This window comes from Neobacillus muris (assembly GCF_943193175.1).
Classification (GTDB): domain Bacteria; phylum Bacillota; class Bacilli; order Bacillales; family Cytobacillaceae; genus Neobacillus; species Neobacillus muris.
In genome coordinates, this window is record NZ_CALPDF010000016.1 from 21,034 (window position 1) to 35,361 (window position 14,328).

16 protein-coding genes are annotated in these 14,328 nt (G+C 40.5%); 11 read left to right on the forward strand and 5 right to left on the reverse strand.

Annotated elements, in window-relative coordinates; genetic code table 11:
* Positions 1-60 precede the first annotated feature (60 nt).
* Positions 61-393, forward strand: a complete 333-nt coding sequence (locus NFS43_RS12340) for a nitrous oxide-stimulated promoter family protein (RefSeq protein WP_251551979.1) — start codon at positions 61-63, stop codon at positions 391-393.
* 104 nt (positions 394-497) lie between these two features.
* Here the strand turns inward: NFS43_RS12340 and NFS43_RS12345 are convergent, their stop codons facing one another.
* The 4 genes from NFS43_RS12345 to atpB all read right to left on the reverse strand — a co-directional run bounded on the left by NFS43_RS12345 (position 498) and on the right by atpB (position 3,882).
* A complete protein-coding gene (locus NFS43_RS12345; protein WP_251551980.1) occupies positions 498-1,994 on the reverse strand; it encodes a peptide MFS transporter in 1,497 nt (498 codons plus the stop codon).
* 234 nt (positions 1,995-2,228) lie between these two features.
* Positions 2,229-2,591: a DoxX family protein gene (locus NFS43_RS12350; RefSeq protein ID WP_251551981.1), complete on the reverse strand. Its 363-nt coding sequence runs from the start codon at positions 2,589-2,591 to the stop codon at positions 2,229-2,231.
* 150 nt (positions 2,592-2,741) lie between these two features.
* Complete coding sequence (locus tag NFS43_RS12355; RefSeq protein ID WP_251551982.1) at positions 2,742-3,116, reverse strand: F0F1 ATP synthase subunit B family protein; 375 nt, start codon at positions 3,114-3,116, stop codon at positions 2,742-2,744.
* 13 nt (positions 3,117-3,129) lie between these two features.
* Complete coding sequence (atpB, locus tag NFS43_RS12360; RefSeq protein WP_251551983.1) at positions 3,130-3,882, reverse strand: F0F1 ATP synthase subunit A; 753 nt, start codon at positions 3,880-3,882, stop codon at positions 3,130-3,132.
* Between the two features lie 266 nt (positions 3,883-4,148).
* On the opposite strand from atpB, the gene NFS43_RS12365 reads away from it, so the two are divergent.
* The 10 genes from NFS43_RS12365 (at position 4,149) to aroD (ending at position 13,189) form a co-directional block, all read left to right on the forward strand.
* Positions 4,149-4,913, forward strand: coding sequence for a MerR family transcriptional regulator (locus NFS43_RS12365; RefSeq protein ID WP_251551984.1), 765 nt, complete (start codon positions 4,149-4,151; stop codon positions 4,911-4,913).
* A 419-nt stretch (positions 4,914-5,332) separates the two neighbouring features.
* Positions 5,333-5,701 carry a PAS domain-containing protein gene (locus NFS43_RS12370; RefSeq protein WP_251551985.1) on the forward strand — a complete coding sequence of 123 codons (369 nt, stop codon included), beginning with the start codon at positions 5,333-5,335 and terminating at the stop codon, positions 5,699-5,701.
* On the forward strand, positions 5,674-6,042 hold the full coding sequence (locus tag NFS43_RS12375) for a diguanylate cyclase domain-containing protein (RefSeq protein ID WP_251551986.1): 369 nt from the start codon (positions 5,674-5,676) through the stop codon (positions 6,040-6,042). The genes NFS43_RS12370 and NFS43_RS12375 overlap by 28 nt, the downstream gene beginning before the upstream one ends.
* A gap of 85 nt (positions 6,043-6,127) precedes the next feature.
* Positions 6,128-7,141 (forward strand): ABC transporter ATP-binding protein, encoded by a 1,014-nt coding sequence (locus tag NFS43_RS12380; RefSeq protein WP_251551987.1) that lies wholly within the window; start codon positions 6,128-6,130, stop codon positions 7,139-7,141.
* Positions 7,122-8,090 carry an ABC transporter ATP-binding protein gene (locus tag NFS43_RS12385; protein ID WP_251551988.1) on the forward strand — a complete coding sequence of 323 codons (969 nt, stop codon included), beginning with the start codon at positions 7,122-7,124 and terminating at the stop codon, positions 8,088-8,090. The genes NFS43_RS12380 and NFS43_RS12385 overlap by 20 nt, the downstream gene beginning before the upstream one ends.
* A 52-nt stretch (positions 8,091-8,142) precedes the next feature.
* The gene (locus NFS43_RS12390; protein ID WP_251551989.1) at positions 8,143-9,756 is read left to right on the forward strand and encodes an ABC transporter substrate-binding protein; all 1,614 of its coding nucleotides are present in this window, start codon (positions 8,143-8,145) and stop codon (positions 9,754-9,756) included.
* A 61-nt stretch (positions 9,757-9,817) separates the two neighbouring features.
* A complete protein-coding gene (locus NFS43_RS12395) occupies positions 9,818-10,825 on the forward strand; it encodes an ABC transporter permease (protein ID WP_251552021.1) in 1,008 nt (335 codons plus the stop codon).
* A 14-nt stretch (positions 10,826-10,839) separates the two neighbouring features.
* On the forward strand, positions 10,840-11,739 hold the full coding sequence (nikC, locus tag NFS43_RS12400) for a nickel transporter permease (protein WP_420910330.1): 900 nt from the start codon (positions 10,840-10,842) through the stop codon (positions 11,737-11,739).
* 178 nt (positions 11,740-11,917) lie between these two features.
* A complete protein-coding gene (locus NFS43_RS12405; protein WP_420910331.1) occupies positions 11,918-12,397 on the forward strand; it encodes a shikimate kinase in 480 nt (159 codons plus the stop codon).
* Positions 12,398-12,424: 27 nt separating this feature from the next.
* The gene (aroD, locus tag NFS43_RS12410; RefSeq protein WP_251551990.1) at positions 12,425-13,189 is read left to right on the forward strand and encodes a type I 3-dehydroquinate dehydratase; all 765 of its coding nucleotides are present in this window, start codon (positions 12,425-12,427) and stop codon (positions 13,187-13,189) included.
* A 59-nt stretch (positions 13,190-13,248) separates the two neighbouring features.
* Here aroD and NFS43_RS12415 read toward each other — a convergent pair whose 3' ends face one another.
* Positions 13,249-14,304, reverse strand: coding sequence for a HupE/UreJ family protein (locus NFS43_RS12415; protein ID WP_251551991.1), 1,056 nt, complete (start codon positions 14,302-14,304; stop codon positions 13,249-13,251).
* Positions 14,305-14,328: the final 24 nt, after the last annotated feature.

Here is a 14,328-nt window from a genome sequence, read left to right on the forward strand (position 1 = left end):
TGATATGTTCAATTTGGAAAGCGCTTTAAAGTAAATCTACCCAAAGGAGGTTTACTAACGATGAGAGCACAATTAATCGAACCAAACACAGGTCCCCATATCCAGAAGGAAAAAGAAATCGTAAAAGAAATGATTGAATTATACTGCCAGAAGAATCATCATAAGGAAAAGCTTTGCAAAGAATGTCAAGATTTAAAAAATTATGCAGTTTTAAGGCTTTCTCTATGTCGCTTTGGCGAGAAAAAAGCTTCATGCTCGAAATGCAGCATCCATTGCTATAATACTAAATACCGTGAAAAAATAAGGGCTGTCATGAGCAGTACATGGCCATGGATGTTCCTTTATCATCCTATTTATTCCATTAAGCATATGATGAAAAGCCAAGGGACATAATCAAACCGATTTTTGAATTCAGCAAAAAAAGCGCCTCTCCTATTAGGATGAGGCCGCTTTTTAATAAGATGATTTTTATTTCGATTAAAGGAAAAAACAGCTTATTAGCGAATGCCTTTCATTAATCGTTGGATTTTTGGAGCGATAATCATCAAAATTATGCCTAAAACAATAGATGCTCCGCCAATTACACCGAAATACGCCATTTCCGTTTCTGGTGTGTAGAATTTCACTACTTGTGCGTTTAGTGCTTGCGCTGCAGCACTCGCAAGGAACCATAAGCTCATGGTTTGTGCGGAGAAGGCTGCAGGAGCTAACTTAGTTGTAGCTGATAAACCAACTGGAGATAAACACAGCTCGCCAAGTACACAAATTAAATAGCTAAGAACAAGCCATAATGGATTAACCATTGAATCAGTTCCGCCAAAATAGGCTGGCAATAAAATGACGATAAAGGATAGTCCTGCAAACAATAGACCTAATGAGAACTTTTGTGGAATCGATGGTTCACGTTTTCCTAATTTCATCCAGATCAAGGCAAAGATTGGAGCTAAGGTGATAATGAATAATGGGTTTAACGATTGGAACCATGCCGGTGAAATATGAATGCCGGCAAAATCTAATTGAGTTCTTGTATCTGCATAGTTAGCAAGGATCGTTGAACCCTGCTCTTGAATTGCCCAGAACATAACAGCTGCAATAAACAGCGGAATATAAGCAATTAGGCGAGACCGTTCATCAGAAGATGTTTTTGGGCTCCGATACATGCGGATGAAATAAATCGTTGGTATCAAAATACCAAGAATACTTACTAGGTTGATAAATCCTTCAAATGTTAGGATTCCGTTTGGAATAGTGAAGAAACAAATAATAGCAATAATCAGAATTGCGATAATAAAATAAGTGAATACTTTTTTCTTCTCAGCTGATGAAAGCGGGTTGGATACTGCTGTACCAGCAAGACCAAGACTTTTCTTTTTTGTTGCCATGAAGACAACTAATCCAAGGAACATACCAACAGCAGCAATACCGAACCCTAAGTGGAAACTAGTATTCATAATGGCTTTAGAACCAACAATTAATGGGGAAATGAAGGCTCCAAGATTGATCCCCATATAAAAAATACTGAAACCTGCATCACGGCGAGTATCTTTTTCAGAATACATTTCACCGACAACAGTGGAAACATTCGGCTTTAACAATCCTGTACCTAATACAATCAATACCATGGAAACGAAGAAAAAGGCGATGCTTCCAGGAATCGCGAGGGCAATATGGCCAAGCATGATTAAAATCCCGCCATAGAAGACTGCTTTTGAGGTACCGAAGATACGGTCAGCAAACCATCCGCCGATAATTCCGGACATATAAACGAGAGATCCGTAAATGGACATAATGGATAAGGCAAGGGTTTGGTCCATTCCCAAACCACCCTTAGTAACACTATAATACATATAGTAAACGAGGATAGCTCTCATTCCATAATAGGAAAAACGTTCCCAGAATTCAGTGAAGAAAAGGGTGAATAGCCCCTTTGGGTGCCCGAAGAATCCCTTCTGAGGAACACTTTCTACAATTTTCTGTCTATTTAGTTGAGACATGTAACAACCTCCTTTTGTTATACTATAATACTTTTTTCGACATTTATTTGTCAAAAACTATTTTTGGAAAAAAAGCAATTATCAAGGAAAAACTACATCTTTTTTTAGAAAAATAAAAATAAAAGTTATTTCAAAAAAATGATTAATTTCTGATATATCTATTTATTTTCGGATTATCTTAAAAGTAAAAAGCCTCCAGGCGATTTTCCTGAAGGCTTTTTAGCTTTTAAGATTTTAAGGATATAAGCGGTAAAGAATGATTAAAAGAATAAAGGTGACAATGTCTAACCTAGCCTGAAAAGCAAACGGAAGAAAGCCGGCTTCCAGGTTAGGCAATTTGGTTAGCAGCAATGCTCCTGCCATAATTGCCATTAGTGGGATTGCCGCATTTTTCACAGACTTATTCAATAGAATCAATAATCCGCAGCCAATTTCTAAAATAATGATCACATTTAGCATAATATGCGGATAGGGCAGTCCTAAATGGAGAAAATGGCCGGCGATATCGGCGTTCAAAAATTTCATGAGCCCGGATATGATGAATACATAAGCAACAGCATAACGGATCAGTTTAAAAGCTGTAAACGAAGTGTGCAAGCTGTCCATCCCCCTTTTTTAAACTTTATGCAGGATGAGGGACAATCGAGTACTTTTTCTTCAATAAATGATACATAAACAGCTGATGGACTGCTGCGAAACCAAATCCGTTCTATTAATTTTTCCGTGCACTTAATACTAATTCCTATTTCATGAAGCGTCACGTCCTTTTATAGAGCGCCTTTCTCTTTCGTATGCTTCGGTACGGATTGTGAAGGCTTCTTTTCTGGCTGTTCTAATAATCACTGCAGCTTCCTCACGGGCATTGGCAATGATTTGTTTAGCTTCCTGTGAAGCTTTCTTGGTAAGTTCCTGCTGTTTAAGCAGCTCCTTCTCTGATTCCCGTTTTTGTGTTTCGGCAAGCATAAGCTGTTCATCGATTGTTGCTCTTCGATGTTCCATCGCCTCTACGAGCTTGCCTAAATATTTATTCTTGAGGATCCAAATCAGCGCGGTAAATATGATGGCTTGATAAATCATTGTTCCAAGCGCTACAGGCATGCCGAAAATTTCAAATTCCCCCATTTTCAACACCTCCTTATGCGGCCATCGACTCTTCATTAATTCTTTGGCCAATATAAACCATGAAAAGAGTAACAAAGATATAGGCCTGTATGGCTCCGATGAATAAACAGAATAGCTGCCAAACCATCATGGGTGCAATAGCAAGCAGACTGGTTCCTACGCCGGAGAAAATACCAGATTCAAAGCCAGATATGGCGGCACCAGCCAGAACGCCAAGCATGAGTTCACCAGCGTAAACATTCCCAAACAGGCGAAGTCCAAGCGTCAGGGTCGTGCAGAACTGTTCAAGAACATTGATGGGAAATAGAGCTGAAAACGGTTTAAAGAATCTCAACAGGTAGTTCTTAAACCCATGCAGCCGAATATCAATAAAGTGGGTATAGAAAATCATCATAATCGCTAATGTCATGGTGACATGAGCGTCAGCAGTAGGAGATTTCCACCAAGTGGAATGGCTGCTTCCAGCAATAACGGAAAATGGCACGCCTATGATATTTGAGATAAATAAGTAGAGGATGAGCCCAACGCCACCAGCAAGGACGAAAAGATTATCTTTCTTTCCCATGGCATTCATCATAATATTTTGGACAAATTCGATGACCCACTCCATCAGATTTTGCATTTTACCAGGCATTTTTTCTGTCATTCTTTTAGTGGACAGCCAGGCAAACAGCAAAACGATGATAGCGGCGAGCGTACTGGTTAAAATAATGGAGAGATCAAAGGTTAATCCAAAAATCTGCACAAGCGGGCGGTTAGTATCCATAGTTTTTACCTCCTTTCTGTATCAAAGTTTCAACGACAGAAGTGGAGGGGAATAAAGTTGGGGAGTTTGTTATCTATAGTTCTATTGTACTACTTTTTTATGTGAAAAAGTATACAAAAAGAGAACAAAAATTAAAAATTCTGAATATAAAACTTTTCAACCATTGTTAAATTTAAATCTCAAAAAAAATATTTTCCGGAATAGCAAAAAGAAATTGACCTTCACGTTACGTAAAGGTGTACGGTATGAATGAGGAGGTAATTTGCGTGGAATATACGATTCAAAAATTGGCAGCCATTGCGGGGATTAGCACAAGAACATTACGATATTATGATGAAATTGGCATTCTTAAGCCGGCAAGAATCAATTCATCTGGCTATCGGATTTACGGACCATTTGAAGTAGACCGTCTGCAGCAAATTCTCTTTTACCGGGAATTAGGTGTCAGCCTTGACCAAATAAAAAACATCATAACCGATTCTTCATTTGACGGGGCAAACGCTTTGCGGGAACACAGGCAAAAACTCCTCGAGAAACGGAAGCAATTAGATATTTTAATTGCGAATGTTGAAAAAACAATTGCGAATACGGAAGGGAGAATCAAGATGTCGACAAAAGAAAAATTTGAAGGCTTTAAGAAAAAGATGATAGAAGACAATGAGAAAAAATATGGAAAAGAAATCAGGAATCAATACGGTAATGAAACGGTCGAGAAATCCAATGCCAAATTGATGAATATGACTCAGGAACAATATGAAGAAGTAACAGCTTTGGCCGAACAAGTGGCAAAAACATTAGCAGAGGCATTCCAGACAGGTGATCCAGCAGGAGAATTGGCACAAAAGACAGCAGAACTTCACATGCAGTGGCTCTCATATTATTGGGAACAGTACAGCAAAGAGGCGCATGCCGGCCTTGCCCAAATGTATGTGGACGATGAAAGGTTTACAGCTTACTATGATAAAGAGCAGCCGGGAACTGCCGAGTTTCTGCGGGATGCGATCTTTATTTTCACTGGAACCAAGAAATAAGATTTTTTTTTACATGCTAATAATTTATAAGAATCTATCCTTTCGCAAAAAGAGGGATAGATTTTTTTTAGGTAAATCATCCGGAAAAATGCAGTTTCCCCTTAATGCTCCGGAAATTTATTTGACAAATTTTAGTGGAACATATAGAGCGGCATTATGCTGTACAAAAACGATGGGAGAAAATTATGTTCAGTTTTATAATCCTACTATGAATATGGAATATTATAAGTGATTTGTCCTTGAAAATAGCTTGCTTACGGCCATCCTGATGAAACAAATTATTTTGACATTACCAGCCGAAAGTCCAGGTCCAAACGGAGGAAATCGTTGGAGCGGAAGCGCCATAATGAAGTTAGAGACAATTTTTATTTGAGGAGTAAAAGCTGGATTACCATTGATTACTGTAGAAAGGCAAGCATATGAACGAAATCTATAATATTAAAGAGCTCAACCAGATCGATTTATTTTTTGGATTATTCAATTCGATTTCTGACTTAGTCTATCTGACGAAGGTGGAAAAGGGGAACGAGCTGAGATACGTGCTGGCAAATAAACCTGCAAGAGAGCTTTGGGGGGCAGCAGATGAGGACTTATTTGGGGAGCCTCTTAAGAAAATAATGGCTCAAGAAATATATAAAACCGTAGAAGTCAATTACTTTAAAGCAATTAAGAAGAAGGAACCAATCACTTATGTGGAAAAGGTGCCTGTTACAGAGAAATTAGGGGACTTAAATAGAAAATTTGCGGGTTATTCCTTTCAATGGATGGAAGAATCATCGATGTTCTAGCTTCTTATGCGCCCATATATGATTTGGAGGGGGAATGGGAAGGCGGTGTAGCAGTCTATAAAGACATTACGGAGCGGAAAATTTATGAGAAGCAGCTGAAACAGCTGGCTTTGAAAGATTTTTTAACGGGACTGCCAAATCGGGCTTTTTTCTACCAAAAATTAAACGAGGAAATTGCGGCGGCGCAGGAAACGCAAAAATCCTTTGCCTTGTTATCCCTTGATCTCGATAAGTTTAAAATATCTGGTGCCTGGCATCTCCGAATTGAAGGAGTCGGGCACCAGATGTTTTTTTGGAATATTTTTATCTATCTTACAAATTATGACAAAAACAAAAGGTGATATATGTCATAATATTTGTAAAATTAACTGTAGAATTGAAATTAGTTGGTTATGAAGTCTTAGAACGGATAAAGCAGGTGTAAATATGAGCCAAAAACCTATTCTGCAAATAAATGATCTAACAGTGTCGTTTCAGTCAGGAAAAGATTTTTTACCTGCAGTTGATGGGGTAAGTTTTGAATTAAATGAGGGTGAAATTCTTGGAATTGTCGGAGAATCAGGGAGTGGAAAAAGTGTCACTTCTTTGGCCATAATGGGGTTAATTCCTGCACCTCCGGGAAAAGTCGAGAAGGGTGAAATTCTTTTTGAAGGAAAAAATTTAACGAAGTTTACAGAAAGGGATTGGCGGAAAATCCGCGGCAATCAAATCTCCATGATCTTTCAAGAGCCAATGACCTCATTAAACCCATTGTTTACCATCGGAAATCAACTGATGGAAGCAATCCGCCTGCATACCGATTTATCCAAGGAAGAAATGAAACTCCGAAGTCTTGAATTATTGAAACTGGTTGGCATTCCAAGAGCAGAAGGTATTCTGAAAGAATATCCCCACCAATTGTCTGGAGGGATGAGACAGAGGGTCATGATCGCCATGGCGATGGCCTGCAATCCAAGGGTGCTGATTGCGGACGAGCCTACAACGGCGCTGGATGTTACCATTCAGGCTCAGATATTGGCACTCATGCAAGAGTTAAATCAAAAAACTAATACTTCGATTATTCTCATCACCCACGATTTAGGTGTTGTAGCCGAAATTTGCCAGCGTGTCGTCGTAATGTATGCGGGCCAAATCGTTGAACAAGGAGATGTGAGGACAATCTTAAAAGATCCGCATCATCCATATACGAAGGGACTGTTAAAGTCCGTGCCAGATTTAAGGGTCAAAAAAGATAGGCTATATAGTATCCCCGGAACGGTACCCGCGCCTGGAACCGTCAAGAATGGCTGCCGATTTGCGGCAAGATGCCAAGAAGTGTTCGGCAAATGCCACACGGAAGCTCCAGAATTATATAATTCGGAAAAAGCCGGACATGAAGTGCGCTGTTTCCTACATACATTGAAAGAGGAGAGTGAGCGGAATGTCGGAATTACTTCTTGAAGTGAACGGCCTGAAAAAATACTTTCCTATCACTGGCGGGATATTTGGAAGAAAACTCGGTGAGGTCAAAGCGGTAGATGATGTATCTTTTTATGTAAAAAAAGGGGAAACATTAGGGATTGTCGGGGAAAGCGGCTGTGGCAAATCAACCACAGGAAGGCTGCTAATGCGTTTAATAGAAGCAAGTGACGGAAGAATCATGTTTGAAGATCAGGAAATTAACAAAATGTCAAAAGCAGAATTAAGAAGAGTCCGCCGTGATGTTCAAATGGTCTTTCAAGATCCCTATGCTTCACTGAACCCGAGGAACTCTGTCGAACAAATTCTGGAAGAGCCGCTGATTGTCCATGGAATCGGAACAAAGGAAGAACGGAAAAAACGGGTAAAGGAAATGCTTGAGGTGGTGGGGTTAAGCAGCTGCCATGCCAAACGGTATCCGCATCAATTCAGCGGCGGACAGCGCCAGAGGATCGGAATTGCCAGAGCATTGATGACCAAGCCCAAATTGATTATTGCTGATGAACCGGTTTCAGCACTCGATGTTTCCATTCAGGCACAGGTGCTAAATTTGATGAAGGACATTCAAAGGGAGTTTGATCTGACCTACATATTTATCGCCCATGATTTAGGGGTTGTCCGGCATATTAGTGACCGTGTCGGTGTGATGTATTTAGGCAGGTTAATAGAGCTCGCGGACAGTGAAGAAATCTATGAAAATCCTCTGCATCCCTATACAAAAGCGCTGCTATCAGCCGTGCCAATACCAGATCCGGATTTAAAAAAACAAACTAGTTTAATAGAAGGAGAGCTGCCAAGCCCGGCAAATCCACCTTCAGGCTGTGCCTTTCATACGAGATGCAAAGAGTGCATGGATATATGCAAAACGGAGAGACCGATCGAGCATAATCTCAATGGTCATTATGCTGCCTGTCATTTATATAACAAATAATAGGCAGCAATTATGATAAACAAACAAAAATTTAGGGGGTATTTGAGCGCTTATGAAGAAGAAGTCATTTAAAATGCTGTTGATTGCCTTGCTAGCTATCAGCATGTTTCTCGCCGGCTGCAGCGGCAAGTCTAGTGAAACATCCGGTGAGAAGGATTCGGGATCAGACAGCGGTTCAAAAAAAGATACGCTTGTTTATGGCCGAGGCGGGGATTCTACTTCACTTGATCCTATTACCACCACAGAGGGGGAAGCCTTTAAGGTTACAGAAAATATTTTTGAAACACTAGTCTCGTATGGTGACCAGGATACAACCATTCATCCAGGACTTGCTGAAAAATGGGATGTAAGCGAGGATGGTTTAACATATACTTTTCATCTTCGCCAAGGGGTTAAATTTCATGACGGCACTGATTTCAATGCAGCAGCTGTCGTATTTAACTTCGAGCGCTGGATGAACGGCGATGAAGAGAAATTCCCTTATTACACCATGTTTGGCGGTTATAAAAATGATGAAGGCCACGTGATCAGTGAAGTAAAGGCAGTAGATGAATATACGGTCCAATTTGTTTTAAAACGGCCGCAGGCACCGTTCCTAAAGAACTTGGCCATGTCTCCATTTGGGATTGCGAGCCCTGCTGCGGTTGAAAAGTACGGTGATGATTTCAGAAGCAATCCGGTTGGAACCGGCCCATTCAAATTCGTTGAATGGAAGCAGAACGATACGATTACCCTTGAAAAGAACGCTGACTATTGGCAAGAGGGACTGCCAAAGCTAAACAAAGTCATTTTCCGTGTTATTCCTGAAAATACGGCACGTCTTAACGCTTTGGTAAACGGGGAAATTGACATCATGGACGGCTTGAACAATTCTGATGAGGACACAGTCTTAGCTAATGACCAATTGCAAGTGATTGAACGTCCATCCATGAACGTTGGGTATATTGGCATGACAACTACCCGAAAACCATTTGATAACAAACTAGTCCGTCAGGCGATGAACTACGCCATTGATAAAAAGGCTATCATTGACGCTTTCTATGGCGGAAAAGCGGAACCGGCTGTCAATCCAATGCCTCCTTCTATCGAAGGCTATAACGATGCTATTAAAGATTATCCCTATGATTTAGAAAAGGCAAAAGAATTGTTGAAAGAAGCAGGGTACGAAAAAGGCTTTGAAATCGATTTGTGGGCAATGCCTGTCGCCCGTCCATACATGCCTGAGGCCCAAAAGGTGGCTGAGGTTATTCAAGATAGCTTAAGCAAAATTGGTGTGAAAGCCAAAATTCAGTCAGTGGAATGGGCTACGTATTTAGATAAAGCGGCAAAAGGCGAGTTTGACATGTTTATGTTGGGCTGGACAGGTGATAACGGGGATCCTGACAACTTCCTATATACGCTGTTAGACAAAGACAGCATTGGAAGCAATAACTACTCGTATTACAGCAATGACGAGCTTCATGATATTTTGATCGAAGCCCAGACGGAAACAGAACAGGCAAAACGTAATGAGTTATATAAGAAAGCTCAAGAAATCATCAAAGAAGATGCTCCATGGGTTCCGCTTGTTCACTCAACACCATTATTGGCAGCCTCTAAAGATGTGGCCAATTATCTGCCGCATCCAACAGGCTCTGAAGCCGTGACCAATGTGGAGTTTAAATAATCAGGGAACATGGGGGAGGGAGCTTTTGCCTCCCTTTTGTTAACATGAAAGGGTGAGAAGGTTGCTTGCATATACAGCCCGACGTATTTTATCGCTATTTCCTGTTTTAATTGGGATGACGCTTGTTGTTTTTGCTATCATTCACGCCATTCCTGGCAACCCTGCACAGATGATTCTTGGACAAAGAGCTACCAAAGAGGCCATCGCAGAAGTAACTAGACAATTAGGTTTGGACAAGCCCTGGTACATACAATATTTTGATTATGTTAATTCCTTGCTTCATGGTGATTTAGGGACGTCCCTAAGGACCAGAGGGCCGATTAATGAGGAAATCTGGCCATTTTTAGCTGCAACGATGGAATTGACTATTGCTGCCATGCTGATTGCTGTCATCATTGGGGTCAATGCCGGGATTATTAGCGCTTGGTTTTCAAAGTCCTGGTTTGATTATACTGCCATGGTTTTGGCCCTGATTGGAGTTTCGATGCCGATATTTTGGCTGGGATTAATGGAGCAATGGGCATTTTCTATTGAACTAGGCTGGCTGCCGACAACAGGGAGAGAGGATGTCCGTAATCCCGTATCGGCCATTACTAACCTGTACTTAATTGATACCTTGCTGCAGGGCAGGTTTGATCAATTTGGCACCGTGCTGCAGCATATAGTTATGCCAAGTTTAGCATTAGCGACCATTCCGATGGCAATTATCGCCAGAATGACCCGGGCCGCGATGCTGGAGGTCATGAAATCTGATTACATTCGAACCGCTAGAGCCAAGGGACTTGGAATGTTTTGGGTGGTTTATAAGCATTCCTTGAAAAATGCGGTTATTCCTGTTCTAACTGTCATTGGCCTTCAGGCCGGCTTATTATTGGGCGGGGCCATTTTAACGGAAACCATATTTGGCTGGCCGGGAATTGGCCGCTACTTATATGACGCCATTGCCTACCGTGATTATCCGGTTATTCAATCCGGGATATTGGTGATTGCTGCTATCTTTGTACTGATCAATTTAATCGTGGATCTATTATATGTGTTTATAGATCCTAGAATTAAGTATACGAATTAAAGGAGGGAGTAATAGTGGCAGAACTGGTAAAAAATCCAGCTGAAATGACAGCGCCCCCCCTTGATGAAAATTCAGTATCTCCTTGGAGAGAGGCTTGGAAATCCTTTTACAAAAACCGAATGGCCCTGGCTGGTTTAGTGATTGTTGTGATCTTTATCCTCCTTGCTCTTATCGCTCCTGTTCTTGCTCCATATAGCTTTAAGGAGCAGGTATTAACAGAGCGGATGCAGGCGCCTTCCGGCAAGCATTGGTTTGGGACAGATGATTTTGGGCGTGACATATTTTCACGGGTCATTTATGGGGCGAGAATTTCTTTATGGGTAGGATTTTTTTCGGTGTTAGGATCAGTCATCGTTGGGACCATGCTGGGTATTATTGCTGGCTACTATGGACGTTGGGTAGATGGCTTTATTTCAAGAATTTTTGATATTATGCTTGCCTTTCCAAGTATCCTTCTGGCCATAGCGGTTGTGGCAATTTTAGGACCTTCGCTGCGAAATGCCCTGATTGCAATTGCGGTGGTCAATATTCCGAATTTTGGGCGGCTCGTCCGCTCTAAAGTGCTTAGTGTCAAGCAGGAAGAATATATCATGGCTGCCAGAGCGATTGGAATGAAGGATTCACGCATTTTATTAAGGCATATTTTGCCAAATAGCATTTCTCCAGTCATTGTTCAGGCAACCTTGGCTATCGCTACAGCCATCATTGAAGCGGCTGCCCTCGGATTTCTGGGGATGGGTGCTCAGGCACCGACACCAGAATGGGGAAAAATGCTGTCAGATTCGAAAAATTATTTAGTGCAGGCTCCTTGGACATTGTTTTTTCCTGGTATCGCTATTATGCTGACGGTTCTGGGATTTAACTTAATGGGAGACGGTTTGCGTGATGTCCTTGACCCAAAAATGAAGCAATAAAGGAAGAGGTTCGTTTCGAGTCTCTTTTCTATTAATCAAACATAAATATGGCAGAATATTTACTAAACGCAGCTGTTATTATAATATTAATCTATCCTATTTTATGTTTGAAATGCTAATAACAGGTGGGAATACATTGAAAAATATAACAGATAAAAATCTTGTCTTTATTGGGTTTATGGGTGCTGGAAAAACTACTGTCGGCCAGCTTGTTGCCAAAAAACTAAACCGTGAGTTTATCGATATAGATGAAGGAATTGAAAAAGAATTTCATCTGTCTGTCTCACAAATATTTAAAGAGTATGGGGAAGCGGCTTTCAGGGAAAGAGAAAAAAGGCTGATTGCTGAATTAAGCAAGCAAAAAAATCTGGTTCTTTCACCTGGCGGCGGGGCGTTCCTTCAAGAAGAAGTGAGAAATGCTTGCTTGTCCAGCTGCCTTGTCATTTATTTGGATATCTCATTTGCAAACTGGAAGGACAGAGTATCATTGTTAATGGATACACGTCCCATTTTACAAAACAAAACCTTTAAGGAAATGGAAGAGCTTTATAATAGCAGACAAGCCATGTATGCGAATCATCATATAAAAATTAATATCGATGACAAGGCTCCAGAAGAGATTGCCAATCTAATTATTGAAAAACTGCCCTTAAAGTAGAAAATGATCGTAGATGGGGGAAAAAAGGTGAAAAGAACAAAAACGGTTAGAGGGGTCACGATTGGAGAAGGAATTCCGAAAATATGTGTTTCTCTTGTGGGGCAAACATTACAGGAAATAATAGAGGAAGCCATTAATCTAAAGACTTTAGAAGTTGATTTGGTGGAATGGCGTTCGGACTTTTTTGAACAGGTTGAGGATATAGCTGCTGTCAAAAGTGCTCTTGAGCAAATTCGTTCTATTCTGTTCGATATCCCGCTTATTTTTACCTTCAGAAGTGCAGTGGAAGGTGGGAATAAGGAGATTGGCAAAGAATACTACTTCCAATTAAACAAAGGGATTGCCGAAACGGGCTGGGCTGATTTAATTGATGTGGAATTAATGAATCATGAACAGCAAGTCAAGGCACTTATCCAATTTGCTCATCAGCAGGGCGTTTTAGTGATTGTTTCCAATCATGATTTTATCAAAACGCCTTCAAAAGAGGAAATCATTTCAAGATTACGGAAAGCGCAGGACATAGGCGGGGATTTGCCAAAGATTGCTGTGATGCCTAATACCAGCGACGATGTGCTTACCTTGTTAGCTGCGAGCAGTGCCATGTCAGAAATGTATGCTGATAGACCATTTATTACCATTTCAATGGGGGGAAAAGGAACCATCAGCCGTCTATCAGGGGAAGTTTTTGGTTCAGCCATTACATTTGCTGCAGCCAAAGCTGCATCCGCCCCAGGACAAATACCAGTTAGTGTCTTACGAAATATTTTAAAGCTCTTGCATTCTAATCCATAAATACAAAAAGGAATAAAAGGGTGAGCCAGGCTCACCCTTTTATTCCTTTTTGTATTCAATTAGAAAAATAACCGCTGGACTAGCCAAAATGCTCCTAAACTAGTAATCATAATGGAGCCAATTTGGACGGTTTTTCCATAAAAATTTTGTTTTTGAATAACGGTTAAGACAGGTAAAAGAAGTAACACGATTAGTAGTTGGATGAATTCAATTCCAACATTGAAATTAATCAGTGCCGCTGCCAGATGACTTTTAGGGATCGCCATTTCTCTTAAAATACTTGCAAAACCAAGTCCGTGGATGAGGCCGAATAAAAATGTAATACTCCACCTATGTTTGATCTCTTTTCGAAAGATATTTTCCACTGCAACGTAGCAGATGCTGAATGCAATGACAGCTTCAACAAACTTGGATGGCAGGGAAACCCAGCCTAAAACCGCAAGACTTAGTGTAATACTATGAGCAATGGTAAATGACGTAATGATAGCTAAATATTGTTTTAAGGTTTGTTTTCGAAAGAGCAGGGCAAATAAAAATAATAGATGATCATAGCCAGTTAAAATGTGGAGCATGCCAAGCTTGAAAAAGGAAAACCAAGATGTGGATGCGGCTGCTTGGCTTGGTTGTGTTTTCTCTGCTTGGCTTGCCTCTGTGTGCTGCTGTGTGATAGCTTGTTCAGATCCCTGTTCTTGCTGAACTTCTGTCAGTAATATGGTCCAAGTTCGGTCTTTCCCCTGAAGAACTGCCTCGCTTTTTTGTCCTAAGTACGATATTGAAATCAGGTCTACATAGTTGGTGGCAGAATCATTAAAATAAAAACCGTCATTAAATGAAATCGTTTGACCTGGAGAGAATTTAGGGAAAATCATGTGAATGGATACGAATTCTTTATTTTCCTTTTTTACGATCTCCATTTTTTTAATTGTTGGCGTTTGTTCCTGATTATTTTTATCAAGAGTAAGTCCTTCAGTAATTAATTCCTCTAAATGGTGTTTTTCCTTTTTTATTTCAGAGTTTTCTAATACCCAGTTTTTATTGTGATCGATATCAGGGATTAACTCTAGTATAGACAAGGTATCAAGTGTAAAAACTAATTCAGTTTTATTTTCACTCATTGTTAGGTTTGTATAACTTGCGCT

Excerpts from the sequence above, each read along its gene's own strand:
- NFS43_RS12340 (WP_251551979.1), top strand. The coding sequence starts at position 61 with ATGAGAGCACAATTAATCGAACCAAACACAGGTCCCCATATCCAGAAG.
- NFS43_RS12345 (WP_251551980.1), bottom strand. The coding sequence starts at position 1,994 with ATGTCTCAACTAAATAGACAGAAAATTGTAGAAAGTGTTCCTCAGAAG.
- NFS43_RS12355 (WP_251551982.1), bottom strand. The coding sequence starts at position 3,116 with ATGGGGGAATTTGAAATTTTCGGCATGCCTGTAGCGCTTGGAACAATG.
- atpB (WP_251551983.1), bottom strand. The coding sequence starts at position 3,882 with ATGGATACTAACCGCCCGCTTGTGCAGATTTTTGGATTAACCTTTGAT.
- NFS43_RS12370 (WP_251551985.1), top strand. The coding sequence starts at position 5,333 with ATGAACGAAATCTATAATATTAAAGAGCTCAACCAGATCGATTTATTT.
- NFS43_RS12375 (WP_251551986.1), top strand. The coding sequence starts at position 5,674 with ATGGATGGAAGAATCATCGATGTTCTAGCTTCTTATGCGCCCATATAT.
- NFS43_RS12380 (WP_251551987.1), top strand. The coding sequence starts at position 6,128 with ATGAGCCAAAAACCTATTCTGCAAATAAATGATCTAACAGTGTCGTTT.
- NFS43_RS12385 (WP_251551988.1), top strand. The coding sequence starts at position 7,122 with ATGTCGGAATTACTTCTTGAAGTGAACGGCCTGAAAAAATACTTTCCT.
- NFS43_RS12390 (WP_251551989.1), top strand. The coding sequence starts at position 8,143 with ATGAAGAAGAAGTCATTTAAAATGCTGTTGATTGCCTTGCTAGCTATC.
- NFS43_RS12405 (WP_420910331.1), top strand. The coding sequence starts at position 11,918 with ATGGGTGCTGGAAAAACTACTGTCGGCCAGCTTGTTGCCAAAAAACTA.
- NFS43_RS12415 (WP_251551991.1), bottom strand. The coding sequence starts at position 14,304 with ATGAGTGAAAATAAAACTGAATTAGTTTTTACACTTGATACCTTGTCT.